Annotated in this window: 14 protein-coding genes; 7 read left to right on the top strand and 7 right to left on the bottom strand. The window is 64.0% G+C overall.

From position 1 onward, the window contains the following. Positions 1-6: 6 nt before the first annotated feature. A complete protein-coding gene (locus J7E82_RS15695; protein ID WP_214864252.1) occupies positions 7-360 on the bottom strand; it encodes a YciI family protein in 354 nt (117 codons plus the stop codon). Positions 361-602: 242 nt separating this feature from the next. Here J7E82_RS15695 and J7E82_RS15700 point away from each other — a divergent pair, with 242 nt between their 5' ends. Further along, a complete protein-coding gene (locus J7E82_RS15700) occupies positions 603-1,745 on the top strand; it encodes a glycerate kinase (RefSeq protein WP_214864254.1) in 1,143 nt (380 codons plus the stop codon). A gap of 41 nt (positions 1,746-1,786) precedes the next feature. On the opposite strand, the gene J7E82_RS15705 is transcribed toward J7E82_RS15700, so the two are convergent. After that, positions 1,787-2,452, bottom strand: a complete 666-nt coding sequence (locus J7E82_RS15705; protein ID WP_214864256.1) for a DUF6766 family protein — start codon at positions 2,450-2,452, stop codon at positions 1,787-1,789. An 8-nt stretch (positions 2,453-2,460) separates the two neighbouring features. After that, positions 2,461-3,000: a DUF6328 family protein gene (locus J7E82_RS15710; protein WP_251041970.1), complete on the bottom strand. Its 540-nt coding sequence runs from the start codon at positions 2,998-3,000 to the stop codon at positions 2,461-2,463. A 215-nt stretch (positions 3,001-3,215) separates the two neighbouring features. Between J7E82_RS15710 and J7E82_RS15715 the strand changes: the two genes are divergently transcribed. Then, positions 3,216-4,208, top strand: a complete 993-nt coding sequence (locus J7E82_RS15715) for an SDR family oxidoreductase (RefSeq protein ID WP_214864258.1) — start codon at positions 3,216-3,218, stop codon at positions 4,206-4,208. An 80-nt stretch (positions 4,209-4,288) separates the two neighbouring features. After that, positions 4,289-4,834, top strand: a complete 546-nt coding sequence (locus J7E82_RS15720) for a hypothetical protein (protein WP_214864260.1) — start codon at positions 4,289-4,291, stop codon at positions 4,832-4,834. Between the two features lies 1 nt (position 4,835). On the opposite strand, the gene J7E82_RS15725 is transcribed toward J7E82_RS15720, so the two are convergent. Next, entirely contained in the window at positions 4,836-6,191 is a 1,356-nt protein-coding gene (locus tag J7E82_RS15725; protein ID WP_214864262.1) for a uracil-xanthine permease family protein, read from the bottom strand. A 192-nt stretch (positions 6,192-6,383) separates the two neighbouring features. On the opposite strand from J7E82_RS15725, the gene J7E82_RS15730 reads away from it, so the two are divergent. Further along, positions 6,384-6,989, top strand: coding sequence for a malonic semialdehyde reductase (locus tag J7E82_RS15730; RefSeq protein WP_214864264.1), 606 nt, complete (start codon positions 6,384-6,386; stop codon positions 6,987-6,989). Positions 6,990-7,168: 179 nt separating this feature from the next. Here the strand turns inward: J7E82_RS15730 and pgm are convergent, their stop codons facing one another. Further along, positions 7,169-8,827: a phosphoglucomutase (alpha-D-glucose-1,6-bisphosphate-dependent) gene (gene pgm, locus J7E82_RS15735; RefSeq protein WP_214864265.1), complete on the bottom strand. Its 1,659-nt coding sequence runs from the start codon at positions 8,825-8,827 to the stop codon at positions 7,169-7,171. 214 nt (positions 8,828-9,041) lie between these two features. Here pgm and J7E82_RS15740 point away from each other — a divergent pair, with 214 nt between their 5' ends. The 3 genes from J7E82_RS15740 (at position 9,042) to J7E82_RS15750 (ending at position 11,087) form a co-directional block, all read left to right on the top strand. Next, positions 9,042-9,497, top strand: coding sequence for a hypothetical protein (locus J7E82_RS15740; protein WP_251041971.1), 456 nt, complete (start codon positions 9,042-9,044; stop codon positions 9,495-9,497). Further along, positions 9,494-10,279 carry a Crp/Fnr family transcriptional regulator gene (locus J7E82_RS15745; RefSeq protein ID WP_214864267.1) on the top strand — a complete coding sequence of 262 codons (786 nt, stop codon included), beginning with the start codon at positions 9,494-9,496 and terminating at the stop codon, positions 10,277-10,279. The genes J7E82_RS15740 and J7E82_RS15745 overlap by 4 nt, the downstream gene beginning before the upstream one ends. A 70-nt stretch (positions 10,280-10,349) precedes the next feature. After that, entirely contained in the window at positions 10,350-11,087 is a 738-nt protein-coding gene (locus J7E82_RS15750) for a DUF4190 domain-containing protein (RefSeq protein WP_251041972.1), read from the top strand. On the opposite strand, the gene J7E82_RS15755 is transcribed toward J7E82_RS15750, so the two are convergent. Together J7E82_RS15755 and J7E82_RS15760 are read right to left on the bottom strand one after the other, a co-directional pair. Continuing rightward, a complete protein-coding gene (locus J7E82_RS15755) occupies positions 11,078-12,514 on the bottom strand; it encodes an amidase (RefSeq protein WP_214864269.1) in 1,437 nt (478 codons plus the stop codon). The two genes, J7E82_RS15750 and J7E82_RS15755, sit on opposite strands and share 10 nt — an antisense overlap. Beyond that, positions 12,507-13,256, bottom strand: a complete 750-nt coding sequence (locus tag J7E82_RS15760) for a peptidase E (RefSeq protein WP_214864270.1) — start codon at positions 13,254-13,256, stop codon at positions 12,507-12,509. Before J7E82_RS15760 ends, J7E82_RS15755 begins: the two co-directional genes overlap by 8 nt. Between the last annotated feature and the right edge of the window lie 26 nt (positions 13,257-13,282).

Raw genomic sequence — 13,282 nt, forward strand, 5'->3', positions numbered from 1 at the left:
TCCTGTTTAGGTTCCTTCGTAATAGGCAACCGGCCGCACCTCGATCGGGAGGGTGGTTGCCGCGGCAGCCTTTCGTCCCCAATCCAGAGCCGCATCCAAGTCGGGTGCCTGGATGATCCACAAGCCGCCCACGTGCTCCTTGCCTTCGGTGAACGGGCCATCGGTAAGAAGGGCCTCATTGTCACCGTTCCGGACCACTGTTGAGGTGTCTGCCTGATGCAGGCCGGCCGTGAAGACCCAGGCTCCGGCACGGCGAAGTTCCTGATTCAGTTCGGCGATGTCGGTCATGACCTTGTCCAGGATTTCGGCGCTGGGCACACCGCCGTCGGGCTGGTAGATGCTGAGCAAGTAGTGGGCCATTTTCGGTTCCTCCTCTTTTCCGGGGCTTTCCCCTGCGACGGCGACTTGTGTGCCGTCCTACCCCCTATACGAACGCGAGTGGCCGGGATTGACACTCCGAGTCGGAATCCCGAAAAGAATCTTGTCGTTCCGCTAGCTTAGGATCGAGGCTTAGGCTCCGCCAGAGCGTAACTTTGCTGCGGATAGCGCCATTTTCCGAGCTGGGCAAGCGCTTTCCGGGTTGAAGCTGGCAGGATGATGGCATGCGCATTCTTATTGCTCCAGACAAGTTCAAGGGTTCGCTCACCGCTGCCGAGGCCGCGGCCGCCATCGCCGAGGGCGCCCTGCGCGTCTACCCGGACGCCGTGGCCACCCAGTTCCCAATTGCGGACGGGGGCGAAGGAACCCTTGAGGCCGCAGTTGCCTCCGGCTATGAGGAGCGGATCAACGCTGTCACGGGTCCCATCCTCAGCCCGGTCGGTGCCGCCTGGGCGCTCCGGAAGGATGCCTTCGGCGGTGCGACCGCCGTCATTGAGACAGCCCAGGCGTCAGGCCTTGCCCATATGGAGCCAAGCCCTGAAAATGCCCTACGCGCCCACAGCTACGGCTGCGGTCAGTTGATCGCGGCCGCCCTCGATGTCGGCGCGACGGAAATCGTCCTGGGGCTGGGAGGTTCCGCTATGTCCGACGGCGGCAGTGGAGCCTTGCGCGCCCTCGGCCTCAAGCCGCTGGATGCAGCTGGCAACGTGGTTCCGCTGGGGGGAGGAGCGCTGGTCGATGTGGCCGCACTGGACCGTTCGGCACTGGATCCAAGGCTGGCCGGAGTGCGTTTCCGGATCGCCGTCGACGTCCGCAACCCTCTTTACGGACCGGAGGGTGCCGCGCACGTGTTCGCTCCGCAAAAGGGGGCGGACAGCGACGCCATCCAACTCCTCGACGCCGGACTCCGTAACTGGGCATCAGTGCTCCGCGAAGCCACCGGCCGGGACGTCAACGTACCGGGAGCAGGCGCGGCGGGAGGTTTCCCGGCGTCGTTCCTTGCCCTTACGGACGCCTCGCTGGAAGGCGGCTTTGCGCTGGTTGCGGGACTGACCGGGCTGGAAGAGCAGTTGGACGGCGCCGACCTGGTGATCACTGGCGAGGGGTCCATGGATTCGCAGTCCCTCACGGGTAAGGCTCCAATTGCCCTCGCCGAGGCGGCGAGGGATCGGGGCATCCCGGTGATCGTGGTGGCGGGGCGGATTCTGGTGACGCCGGAGGATCTTGCAGGCCATGGCGTGGTGGCTGCCGCCCAGTTGCTGGACGTTGCCCGACGCACGGACGGCGAACCGGATGTGGCTGATGCCGTGGCCAATGCGGGCAAATACCTTGCGCTGGCCACAAGCCAGGTTCTCGAAGGCGCCTAAGCTTTTCAGTGGCTGTAAGCGGCTACACGGGCTGTAAGCGGCTACGCGCCGGTTTCGTAGTGCGGCTCGGCTACAGGCTTGGACTCAGGCGAACCGCGCTCCCGCAGGTAGACGGACAGTCCCACCAGCACCGCCACGGCAAGGAACTCGCTTTGCCAGTTTTGGAAGGACTCGAACCAGAACTGGCTGCTTCCCATGTACTGCCACACGCTAAGGGTTTCTGGCTGGCCGTGGCTCAGCTGCTCCTCGTTATAGGCGCTGGTGCCGCCGATGGCGTGGCCCACGAAGGATGCAAGGAACAGGAACACGAGGGCCAGCGACAGCGAGTGCTCGTAGAGCTTCAGCACGAGGCCGCCGCGCTTCACCGGCCATGGCGTCGAATCCTTGATCTTCGCCTCCCGGGGATCTTCGTCCTGCGGTGCGTCCTTGTCCACGGGCTTCGATTCCGATGACCCCCTCTGGAAGAGGAAGACGGTTAGTAGGACGTAAAGGGCCATCTGCAGGAATTCCGATTCCCAGTTCTCGAACGTCGCCTCGTAGAACTGGCCTGACGTGAGAAAATCCCCTAGTCCAGTGGGAGGCTGCCCATGGGACTGTTGCTCTTCACTGTAATGGCTTGCCCCCGAGAAGATCATTCCGCCCAGAAAGACAATGAACAGTCCTGCGTTGGCCAGCATCAGGCCGTGATCTTTGATCCAATCTCGCATTACTCCTCCTATTGGTCGTCCAGGCGGTTGTTATGGACGTCGCCATTCTCGCGCCTGGCGCGTTTCCTCAGGAGATAGGGGACAAGCGCGAGCAGGATCAACAGCACCAAGGCGATGATTCCACTCGCGGTCAATGCGGCGGTACGTCCCGCGACGACGTCGAAAACCAGTGTGGCGGTACACACCGTCAGCAGCCCCACGCCCGTCAAAGCCAGCTTGGTAATGACGTCGGCGGCGTTGACGAGCACTACCTTGACGTGCTGGCGGAACAAGTGTCGGTGGACACTGACTGGCAGGAGGATGAGGGCCGTGGTCAAGGCGGCCACCATGACGTTCAAGAGGTAAAGGTTCACCTGGAAGTCGTCCAGCTCTGCGAACCGTGGCTGGAACGGCAGGGTGAGCAAGAAGCCTGCCAGGATCTGCACGCCTGTCTGGAGGACGCGCAACTCCTGCAGTAACTCCATCCAGTTACGGTCGTGCCGCTGATCCGGGGTCTCGTTCCTGGTATCAGGTGTGATGTCCTGTGCGTGATACTCGGGATCAGCCAAGTCTTCACCTCCAGTTTTCGCCGCCACCACGGTAGTAGCAGCGGCACCCGTGCTTCAAGTACGTCCCAGCATGGCGCTGGTTCAGTGTTTATAAGTGTACTGATTATTTTGCTCCAAACGGTGGACTCGCGCCAAAAGCCGGACTACGGTCGAATACGTGGACGGCAGGAATATCCGTCCCTGAACTCAGAAATCCCTCGACGAGTAGGTGGACTATGAGCGACCCACAGCAGCAAGATCAAGGCGGCCAGACCCAGGGGAGCCCAGCCCAGGGGAGCCCAGCCCAGGGGAGCCCGACCCAGGGCGGCCAGACTTCAGGAAACGCCCAAGGTTCGCCGCCGCAGGATCCGCGCGGCGCCTATCATTCCGAGCCCTTCCCCGCCCAGGAGCAGGAGCAGCCCGGCCTCACCACGGAAATGGAACCTAAGCCGGATCACGGTGAGCTGAGCTACGAGGGCCACGGACGCCTCGAAGGCAAGGCGGCGCTGATCACCGGGGGCGATTCGGGAATCGGACGGGCTGTCGCAATCGCCTTTGCCAGGGAGGGGGCCGACGTCGCCATCTCCTATCTTCCCGAAGAGGAAGCCGATGCGAAGGCAACGTCCGATCTCATCCAACAGGCGGGCAGGCGTTCCCTGCTGCTGGCGGGCGACGGGCGCGAAGAGCAGTTCAGCACGGAAATTGTGGAGAAGACCGTCGGGGAATTCGGCAGGCTTGACGTCCTGGTCCTCAACGCGGCATACCAAAAGAACCGCGACAGCCTGGAATCCACGCCGACCGAAGAGTTCGACCGGGTGTTCAAGACGAACATCTACGCCCTGATGTGGACAGCCCAGGCCGCCCTGCCCCATCTCCGGCCCGGAGCCTCGATCATCACCACATCCTCGATCCAGGCGTTCAACCCCTCACCCAACCTGATCGACTACGCCATGACCAAGGCAGCACAGGTGGCCTTCACCAAGGCCCTGGCCCTGGAGCTCGGTCCCAAAGGCATCCGCGTCAATGCGGTGGCCCCGGGTCCGATCTGGACGCCCCTCATCCCCGCCACTGAATGGCCGGACAAGCTGACCAAGTTTGGCCAGGACACTCCGTTGGGTCGGGCGGGGCAACCGGCGGAACTCGCTCCGGCCTATGTACTGCTTGCCTCCGACGAAGGCTCGTACATTTCCGGCGCGGTGCTGCCCGTGACGGGAGGCAAGGGACTCTAGGCAGCTCATTGGGTATCCCGCGAACTTTGGCAATTCATCGTCTACCCAGCGCCAATCCGGGTTCTACATAAGGAGGAACAGTGGATCAGGATCGTAAAGACCCTAATGAAGAAGTGGGTGGCTACGGAACCCCCACCGCCGAGCAGGAAGCCGGCGAAGGAAAACAGTTCGCCCAGCCGCGCGAAGAAGAGGCATTCGACGAGGCCGGACTCAACCAGGGCGCGCCGGACGGCGAGACCTATCCGAGCGGAGCTCCTGACTTGAGCCATTTGGGCACGGAGGAACGGGACAGCGCGGGCGAGCCCGGAGCTGGCCGCTTCGGAGGCATAGATGACCAATCCAAGGCCGAGTCGGAAAGCGATGCGCCGGGCTTCCAGAACCTGCCCACTGATCCCGGCTCCCTGGGCGAGTCGGGTGAGCAGCCGGTGCCGCGGGAGGCCACTCTCCCTTCCTCCGAGGCCGAAATGGATGAGGGGAATACCGAAGGTACGGAACCCGGACGGCCGTATTCGTCCGAGCCGGAGGAGGACGCCGCGGGCTTGCCTGAGGGCGACGGCACGGGTTTACCGGACGAGAGGTCACCTCGCGACGACCAGGAGGCTGGCGAAAGGTTCGACGCCGGATAGGTCAGCGGCGTTTCTTCGCCTGGCGCTTCGCTGCTGCGTTCATCGCGGCCTTTGCTGCCGGGGGCAGTCCTGTGGTCTCCGCTTCGGGCTCTGCCGCGGTGTCACGGGCCTTGGCTACGGCCTTCATGCCGTGGTAGATCACCAGCGCCGCCGCGGAACCGAGGGCGATCCCAGTGAACTGCAATTCGCCCACTGTCCAGGTGTAATCCGCGATTCCGATAATCAGGGAGACGGCGGCGGTAGTGAGATTGATGGGGCTGGAGAAATTGACTTTGTTCTGGACCCAGATTTTGACGCCCAGGATGCCGATCATGCCGTACAGCATCGTTGCGGCACCGCCAAGCACTCCCGGTGGGACCGTGGCGATGAGTTCACCGAACTTGGGCGAGAAGCTGAGCAGGATCGCGAAACCACCGGCAACCCAGTAGGCGGCCGTGGAATAGACCTTCGTGGCCGCCATAACGCCGATGTTCTCGGCGTACGTGGTGGTGCCGGAACCGCCACCCATTCCGGCCAGGACGGTGGCGGCGCCGTCGGCCAGGAGCGCGCGTCCGGAGACGCCGTCGAGGTTTTGTCCCGTCATTGCGGCGACTGACTTCACGTGTCCGATGTTCTCCGCCACCAGCACCAGTACCACCGGTACGAAGAGGCCCAGGACGCCCAGGTGGAACTCGGGCAACTGGAATTGCGGGAGCCCGATCCAGGCAGCGGCGTCCATCTTGTCGTAGTTCACTTCGCCTCGGATCATAGCGACGAGGTAGCCGACCACCACGCCCACCAGGATGCTGAGGCGGCCAAGGATCCCTCGGAAGAGCACGCTGACCACGATGATGGTGACCAGCGTGACGAGGGCGGTCACCGGAGCCGCATTGAAGTTGTTCTTGGCGGCCGGGGCAAGGTTCAGGCCGATCAGGGCCACAATAGCTCCGGTGACGATCGGCGGCATGAGGCGGTTGATCCATTCCGCGCCAAAACGCTGGACTATCGCCCCGATCAGGGCGAGGACGACGCCGGCAAGCACCACGCCGCCCAAGGCGCCAGGGACGCCGAACTGCTGCTGCGACGCCATGACCGGCGCGATGAAGGCAAAGCTCGATCCAAGGTAGCTGGGAACCCTGCCCCGGGTGATGACAAGGAACAGCAGCGTGCCGATACCGGAAAAGAAGAGGGTGGTGGCAGGGGGCATGCCGGTCAGGATAGGAACCAGGAACGTGGCCCCGAACATGGCAACGACGTGCTGCATGCCCACGCCGATGGTCAGTGGCCACGCCAGGCGTTCCCCGGGTGCCACGACGTGGCCCGGACGGATCGTCTTTCCATCGCCGTGAACAGTCCATTTGGTGCCGAGCATGCTCATGGGGGAGCCCTCCCAGGGAGTGGTGGTTGGTATTCGGGAGCAACATTACCGCTGGCGGGGGTCGGATTGGCCTTTCCTGTTCGGGCTGAACCTCGGGTTTATGTGCGCAACGTCACCCTTGCGGTGGGAAGAGGCCGAGGCCGGGGGGAGTTGGACTCATCGAAGCCGGAAGTCCCACGAGAGGTACGCGAAATGACTATCGCCCACGAAGAAGCAGTGATTGACGCCGCAGCAGTAGACGCCATCTTTGCCGAAGCCCGCACCGCCAACTCCTTCTCCGGTGAAGTCACCGAGGAGCAGGCCCGCGCGATCTATGAACTGACTAAGTTCGGTCCCACCGCCTTCAACTCGCAGCCGTTGCGCGTGACGTATGTCCGGACGGACGAAGCCCGCGCACGGCTGGTGGACACCCTCTCTGCCGGCAACAAGGCCAAGACTGCATCCGCTCCGCTGGTCGCAATCCTCAGCTACGACACTGCCTGGCAGGAACAGTGGGACAAGTTCCTCCCGGTCTACACGGCCCCCAAGGGCATGTATGACGGCAACCCCCAATTCGCGGCCGAAACGGGCAACAACAACGCCCACCTCCAGGCCGGCTATTTCATCCTGGCCGTGCGCTCACTCGGCTTCGCGGCCGGACCCATGACTGGCGCCGACTTCTCCGCCATCGATGCAGCCTTCTTCCCTGAAGGCGGGCAGAAGAGCTTCCTCGTGGTGAACATCGGCCAGCCGGGTCCCGACGCCTGGGGCGAGGCCAAGCCCAAGTTCGCCTACGAGGACGTCGTCCGGACCGTCTAGAGGCCGAGGCGCCAAACAAGTTAAAAAGCGAGTGCCTCCGACATGATGGGGGACACATCGGAGGCACCGCACTTACAGATTATCTTTTCATCCGCGCCGGGGCACTAGTTGATTTGTGCAATGTGGATAAATTCCGCCGTCGGCCACACCCAGCCTGTCAGGGCAGATCCTGACGCGAGCTAGGAGATCACGGCATCCACAAGGGCCTTGGCTTCCGCCTGGACCGTGGCAAGGTGATCGGCTCCCTTGAAGGACTCCGCGTAGATCTTGTAGACGTCCTCGGTTCCGGACGGCCGGGCCGCAAACCATGCATTTTCGGTGACCACCTTGAGGCCGCCGATCGGGGCGCCGTTGCCGGGTGCCTCCGTCAGCTTCGCCATGATGGTCTCGCCGGCGAGTTCTGTTGCCGTGACATCCGACGGCGACAGCTTGCCGAGGGCGGCTTTCTGCTCGCGCGTTGCAGCGGCGTCGATTCGGGCATACACGGGGGCGCCGAACTGGTCGGTCAGGCCCTTGTACAGCTGGCTGGGAGACTTGCCCGTGACCGCCGTGATCTCCGAGGCCAGGAGGGCCAGCAGGATGCCGTCCTTGTCTGTGGTCCAGACGCCGCCGTCGCGCTTGTTGAAAGCAGCTCCCGCGGACTCTTCCCCACCGAAGGCTCCTTCGCCGGAGAGAAGACCGGGCACGAACCACTTGAAGCCCACCGGTACCTCAACGAGTTTGCGGCCCAGGCCTGCGGCCACGCGGTCAATGATCGATGACGACACGAGGGTTTTGCCCACTACCGATTCCGGGTTCCAGCCGCTGCGGTTGCGGTAGAGGTAGTCGATCGCGACGGCGAGGTAGTGGTTCGGGTTCATGAGTCCGCCGTCAGGAGTGACGATACCGTGGCGGTCCGCGTCGGCGTCGTTGCCGGTGGCGACGTCGAAGGCCGCGGCTGATCCGCCGTCGGACATTCTCTTGATCAGCGAGGCCATGGCGGACGGCGACGAGCAGTCCATGCGGATCTTCTCGTCCCAGTCGAGGGTCATGAACGCCCACTGGGGGTCCACCGTGGGGTTCACCACCGTCAGGTTCAGTTGGTGGCGATCGCCGATCTCGCCCCAGTAGTCCACCGAGGCGCCGCCCATGGGATCAGCTCCGATGCGGACACCAGCGTTGCGGATGGCCTCAAGGTCCAGGACGGAGGGGAGGTCGTCCACGTAGCTGCTCAGGAAGTCGAATTTGCCGGTGGTTTCGGCGTTGAGCGCGTCATTCAGGGGGATTCGCTTGACGCCGCGCAGGCCGTTTTGGAGGAGTTCGTTGGCGCGGCTGGCGATCCACCCGGTGGCGTCGGTGTCTGCCGGACCGCCATGCGGCGGGTTGTATTTGAAGCCGCCGTCTTGCGGCGGGTTGTGGCTGGGGGTGACAACTATGCCGTCGGCTTGCGGCGCCCCGGCCGGAGCGTTCCTGTTGTGGGCCAGGATGGCGTGGCTGAGGGCCGGGGTGGGCGTGTAGCCGTGCCTGGCGTCAATCAGGACGTAGACGCCGTTCGCGGCCAGGACCTCCAGGGCGGAGTTTTGCGCGGGCTCGCTCAGGGCGTGGGTGTCCTTGGCCAGGTAGAGGGGGCCGGTGATGCCCTGGCCTGCGCGGTATTCCACAATGGCCTGGGTGATGGCAACGATGTGCGCTTCGTTGAAGGATGCCTTAAGGCTGGAGCCTCTGTGTCCAGAGGTTCCAAAGGCCACGCGCTGCCCCGGATCATCGAGATCCGGAGTGACGTCGTAATAGGCGTCCAGAAGGGCGGTGAGGTCTACAAGGTCCTGGGGAAGGGCAACAGTGCCCGCACGGCTAGCCATGGCTCCAGCATGCCAGACGTCGCAAAAAGCTGGCGGAACATGTCCGCAAATCGGCCCCTGTGACGCAGAATGTCGGCTTTTCCACCGGATTTTCACCTCTCGTTAACCTCAGCCGGAACGCCGTCGCCTGCCAATGTGATCCAGATTGCTGAACTGGCTTATCTCTGCTCCCTAGCGTGGCAGTTACAGAGACATCTGTGAAAGGAGAAAGTCGATGTCACAGTCACATGCCACGGCATATCCGAGCCGTGCACTTCCTGGAACGTGGGGACGGCGCCTGGTCGCAGGCCTTGTGGGTGGCCTGGCTGGAGGCCTTGTCTTCGGGGCGATCATGGCGGCGACGGGAATGCTTCCGATGGTCGCGTCCCTGGTCGGCTCGTCCTCGCCGTTGGTGGGCTTCGGCGTCCACCTCGTCATTTCGGTCCTGATCGGTTTGGGGCTCACATTGCCGTTTGCACGGCTGCTGTCCGGATATGGCCGATCACTCCTGGTGGGCTTGGCCTATGGAGCCCTCTGGTGGATCCTTGGACCGCTCGTCATCATGCCTGCGATGCTGGGAATGCCGCTGTTCGTCATGGACGGCATGGCCCTCATGTCGCTCGTCGGGCACCTTGCCTATGGGGTTATTCTGGCTCTGACCGCTGCGCGGCTGCTCCGGAGCCGCGCATGAACGAAGCCTGCGGCGTCCGGCTGGCAGCCTCCCTCGAGAGACCGCCACCCTGGACGCCGTTCGACCAGGAGGCTGCATACCCGATGCCTTTGTCCGCCGAGCATTTCAGCTGCCTGAGCGAGGTGGACCTCTTCGCCGACCTCTCCGCCGCGGAGATGGCCGAAATGGATCGCATGCTGCCCGCACACCGCGTCGCACGCGGCGAACTTGTCTATAGCCAGAGCCAGCCCATGACCGCCCTTTTCGTCTTGAAGCAGGGCAGGGTGCGCATCTTCCGGGTGGCCGAGGACGGCAAAGCCCTCACCATGGCAATCCTGGAACCGGGTGCCGTCTTTGGCGAGATGTTGCTCGTGGGCCAGCGGATGTACGACAACTATGCGGAGGCTATAGAAGACTCAATGATCTGCCAGATGAGTGCGGCCGAGGTTGAACGCTACCTGCTTTCGGATCCGCGCATCGCAGTTCGCATCTCCCGGCTGCTCGGCGAGCAGGTGGCGAAACTGCAGGCTCGCCTGGCGGACCTGGCCCTGCTTCCCCTGCCTGCCCGCGCCGCCTCCATGCTGCTGGACCTCGCAGAGGCTGCACCCGCCTCCCGATTCGGGCTTGCCCCCTCTGTTCGGCTCACGCACGAACAGCTCGCAGGGCTGCTGGGCGCCACTCGCGAGGCGACGAGCAAGGCGATGGCAGACCTCGCTTCCCAACGCCTGGTACGGCAGGGGCGCGGCCGAATAGTCATCCAGGACCTCAAGGGCCTGCGTGACGTAGCAGGGCGCACGGCCTGACGAGTTCCAGGGATGCCAGGCATATTCGGCGGCGGTAGTGTGGCAGCAGGCACGGAAGAGGGGATAATCCATGAACGCGCAGCCAGGCAAGGACGACGCCGATGCTCCCAAGGACGGCAGTGGGACTCAGGATAGCGGTGGGACTCAGGACAGCAGTGGGACTCAGGACAGCAGTGGAACCCGCGACACCCTGGGCATGCCGGAAGGCTACCAGCCGCCGTCGTACATTCCCCCCACTGGAGAAACGGCCGATTCCACAGGCCGAGGGCAGGGGAGTGACTTCCCGCCACCTCTGCCACCCTCGCGGTACGGCGCCCAGCATGGCCAGGACCAGCCCGCCCAGTACGGCCAGGACCAGCCCGCCCAGTACGGCCAGCCACCGGTGAGCCCTTATGGACAAAACCAGCCGGGCCAGCCGCCCGTGAGCCCTTATGGACAAGGCCAGTATGGCCAGCCGGGCCAGCCGCCCTACGGGCAGGCCCAGTCTCCCTACGGGCAGCCCCCTGTCAGTCCGTATGGACCGCCAGGCTATGGGCAGCCGGGCTATTACGGCATGCCTGTTGAGCCCAAGGGAATGAGCATCGCCAGCCTTGTTTGCGGCCTTGCTTCAGTATTCCTGGGATGGTTCATCCTGCCGCAGCTGGCGGCAATCGTCCTGGGCCACCTCGCGCTTCGCAGGGAACCGTCGGGCAAGGCGATGTCTATCACGGGACTTGCCCTGGGCTACGTGTGCCTCCTGGGCTATGGCCTGTTCTGGATCTTCGTCATAGTCTTCGCGGCACAATACAGCGGGGGCCTCTACCCGTAGAGCTGCGCCGCCACCTGCAGCAGCAGTTCCTCTGAACCCATGCCGCCGATCAGCTGGATCCCCATTGGGAGCCCCTCGCCCTCAGAACCACCGGTCCAATATATGGGGACACTGATGGCCGGAAGCCCGCAGACATTCACCATGGAAGACCACGGTGCGAACTCGCACTGCTTCCGGTAGTCGTCGTCTACGTCGCCACCCCAGTCCGGGGCAGGCCATCCATTAGTCGTGTCATGGGCGCCGGTGAACCAGCCGATGGGCCGCGGAGGCTGCGCTAGCGTGGGCGTCAGAATGAGGTCGAACTGTCCGTACTGGGTGATCGTGTCGCGGGCGAATTGCCGCAGGAAACCCACTGCCTCGCTGACCTTGGCTGTGCTGCGCTGCTGGGCCCGGCGTCGGAATGTGCGGGTGAGTGGTGTCAGCAGGGCTTCGCGCCTCGGCGCTATCCGGGCAGCGGCGAGCCCGGCGGTCCAGGCTGTAGTGAAGGCTGAGGCATAGCGATTGTCATAGCGGACCTCGGCGTCCAGCACATCATGCCCCGCGTCCGTCAGGACTTTGATGCCCTGATTCAGCGCATCGAGGGCTTCCTGCTCCGGCTTGAACGGGAATTCGGAAGACCACGGGCTGTCCAGGGACAGCCCGATGCGAAGCCGCGGCGGTTCTGCCCCCACCGCAGCCAGGTATCCGGCGTCGGAGTTTCCCGCTAGCACATCAAGCATGAGGGCGGCGTCGGCGGCAGTATGTGCCAGCGGTCCGGCCACAATCAGCCTTGCCGGATCACTGGCGCTTTCCCCGGTTGGGACCAACCCCCGCCCAGGCTTAAGGCCGATCAGCCCGCATGCCGACGCCGGAATTCGGATCGACCCGCCGCCGTCGCTTCCCGGTGCGAATGGCACCATGCCCGCCGCTACGGCCGCCGCGCTTCCACCGGAGGAGCCGCCCGAACTTCGGCTCAAGGCGTACGGATTGCGCGACGGCGATGCGATGCGGTTTTCGCTGTAGGCCGTCAGGCCGAATTCGGGTACTTGAGTCTTTCCCAGGGAGATGGCTCCAGCGGACCTTAACAGCGTCGCGAGGGCTCCATCCTCAGGGGCCGGTTTATGGTCCAGGGCTGCGCTTCCGTGCGTCGTGGGGACGCCGGCGACGTCGGTCAGATCCTTGAACGCCACAGGCACCCCATGCAGTGGAGGCAGCCCCGCCGCGCTCTTCCTGGACACCCCGGCACCGGAGCGCTTTGCGAAGATCGCATCCGCTTTCCGGGCCTCGGCAAGGGCCTGGTCGGCGGTCACCGTGACGAAGGCGCCAAGGTCCCGGTTGCGGGTCTCGATCCTGTCCAGGAAATGCGTGACCACGTCGGTCGAGGACGCCTCGCCTGTAGCCAGGACGTTGCGCAACTCAAGGGCGGTGAGGTGGTGGAATTCAGCCAAGGAAGCGCGGCTCCAGCCGTTCTTCCACTACGCCCGCGGCAGCATCAGCGGCATGGCTGGGGGAGCGGGTCACTATGTAAGCGGTCTTGTCCCTCACTTCAGAGACCGCCTCCACCAGTGTGGTTCCCCGGTAAACCAGCCCGACGCCGTCGTCGGTGCAGTGGGCCTGGGGCAGTGTGCCGTCTGCGACGAGGCTCTGGATGAGGGGCCGCCGCCGCACCTCAGAGTCATAATGTACGCCGTTCGCAAAGGGCAGGAAGCCAAGGCCGTTGGTTACGGGGCGAAGCTCCGGCCCGAAGGAATCTGTGGCGCCGCCTCGGAACCAGCAGATTGAACCAGCCGAGATCCCGGCCAGGACCACGCCGTGCTCCCACACTCGTTTCAGGATGGCGTCCAGTCCGTGGGCCCGCCATACCGCTAGCAGATTGACTACCGATCCGCCGTTGACCCACACGACGTCCTGGTTCATGAGGTGGGCTTCGGGGTCTTCATGGCTGGGCATCGTGAAGAGGTTCAAGTGGCTGAAATCGAAGCCGGCCAGACGCGCCGCCTGATCCATCTCCGCGTTGAACCAGCGCTGGTCTCCGGAGGCCGTTCCAATGTGCGTGATCCGGGGTGCCCGTCCGGCCACGCCGGAGAGCTCAACTGCATGGTGCATTAGCAGGTCAAATTCCAGCCTGCTGCGCTGACCCGCTTTGTAGCCGCCTGAAGTCGCCAGGATGGTGGGCTGACCGGCTGTCAACGAACCCTCCTCGTGCACAGTGATTC

The organism is Arthrobacter sp. ISL-30 (genome assembly GCF_018613855.1).
Classification (GTDB): domain Bacteria; phylum Actinomycetota; class Actinomycetes; order Actinomycetales; family Micrococcaceae; genus Arthrobacter.

Excerpts from the sequence above, each read along its gene's own strand:
- J7E82_RS15695 (WP_214864252.1), bottom strand. The coding sequence starts at position 360 with ATGGCCCACTACTTGCTCAGCATCTACCAGCCCGACGGCGGTGTGCCC.
- J7E82_RS15740 (WP_251041971.1), top strand. The coding sequence starts at position 9,042 with ATGTCACAGTCACATGCCACGGCATATCCGAGCCGTGCACTTCCTGGA.
- J7E82_RS15715 (WP_214864258.1), top strand. The coding sequence starts at position 3,216 with ATGAGCGACCCACAGCAGCAAGATCAAGGCGGCCAGACCCAGGGGAGC.
- J7E82_RS15745 (WP_214864267.1), top strand. The coding sequence starts at position 9,494 with ATGAACGAAGCCTGCGGCGTCCGGCTGGCAGCCTCCCTCGAGAGACCG.
- J7E82_RS15725 (WP_214864262.1), bottom strand. The coding sequence starts at position 6,191 with ATGAGCATGCTCGGCACCAAATGGACTGTTCACGGCGATGGAAAGACG.
- J7E82_RS15705 (WP_214864256.1), bottom strand. The coding sequence starts at position 2,452 with ATGCGAGATTGGATCAAAGATCACGGCCTGATGCTGGCCAACGCAGGA.
- J7E82_RS15750 (WP_251041972.1), top strand. The coding sequence starts at position 10,350 with ATGAACGCGCAGCCAGGCAAGGACGACGCCGATGCTCCCAAGGACGGC.
- J7E82_RS15700 (WP_214864254.1), top strand. The coding sequence starts at position 603 with ATGCGCATTCTTATTGCTCCAGACAAGTTCAAGGGTTCGCTCACCGCT.
- pgm (WP_214864265.1), bottom strand. The coding sequence starts at position 8,827 with ATGGCTAGCCGTGCGGGCACTGTTGCCCTTCCCCAGGACCTTGTAGAC.
- J7E82_RS15730 (WP_214864264.1), top strand. The coding sequence starts at position 6,384 with ATGACTATCGCCCACGAAGAAGCAGTGATTGACGCCGCAGCAGTAGAC.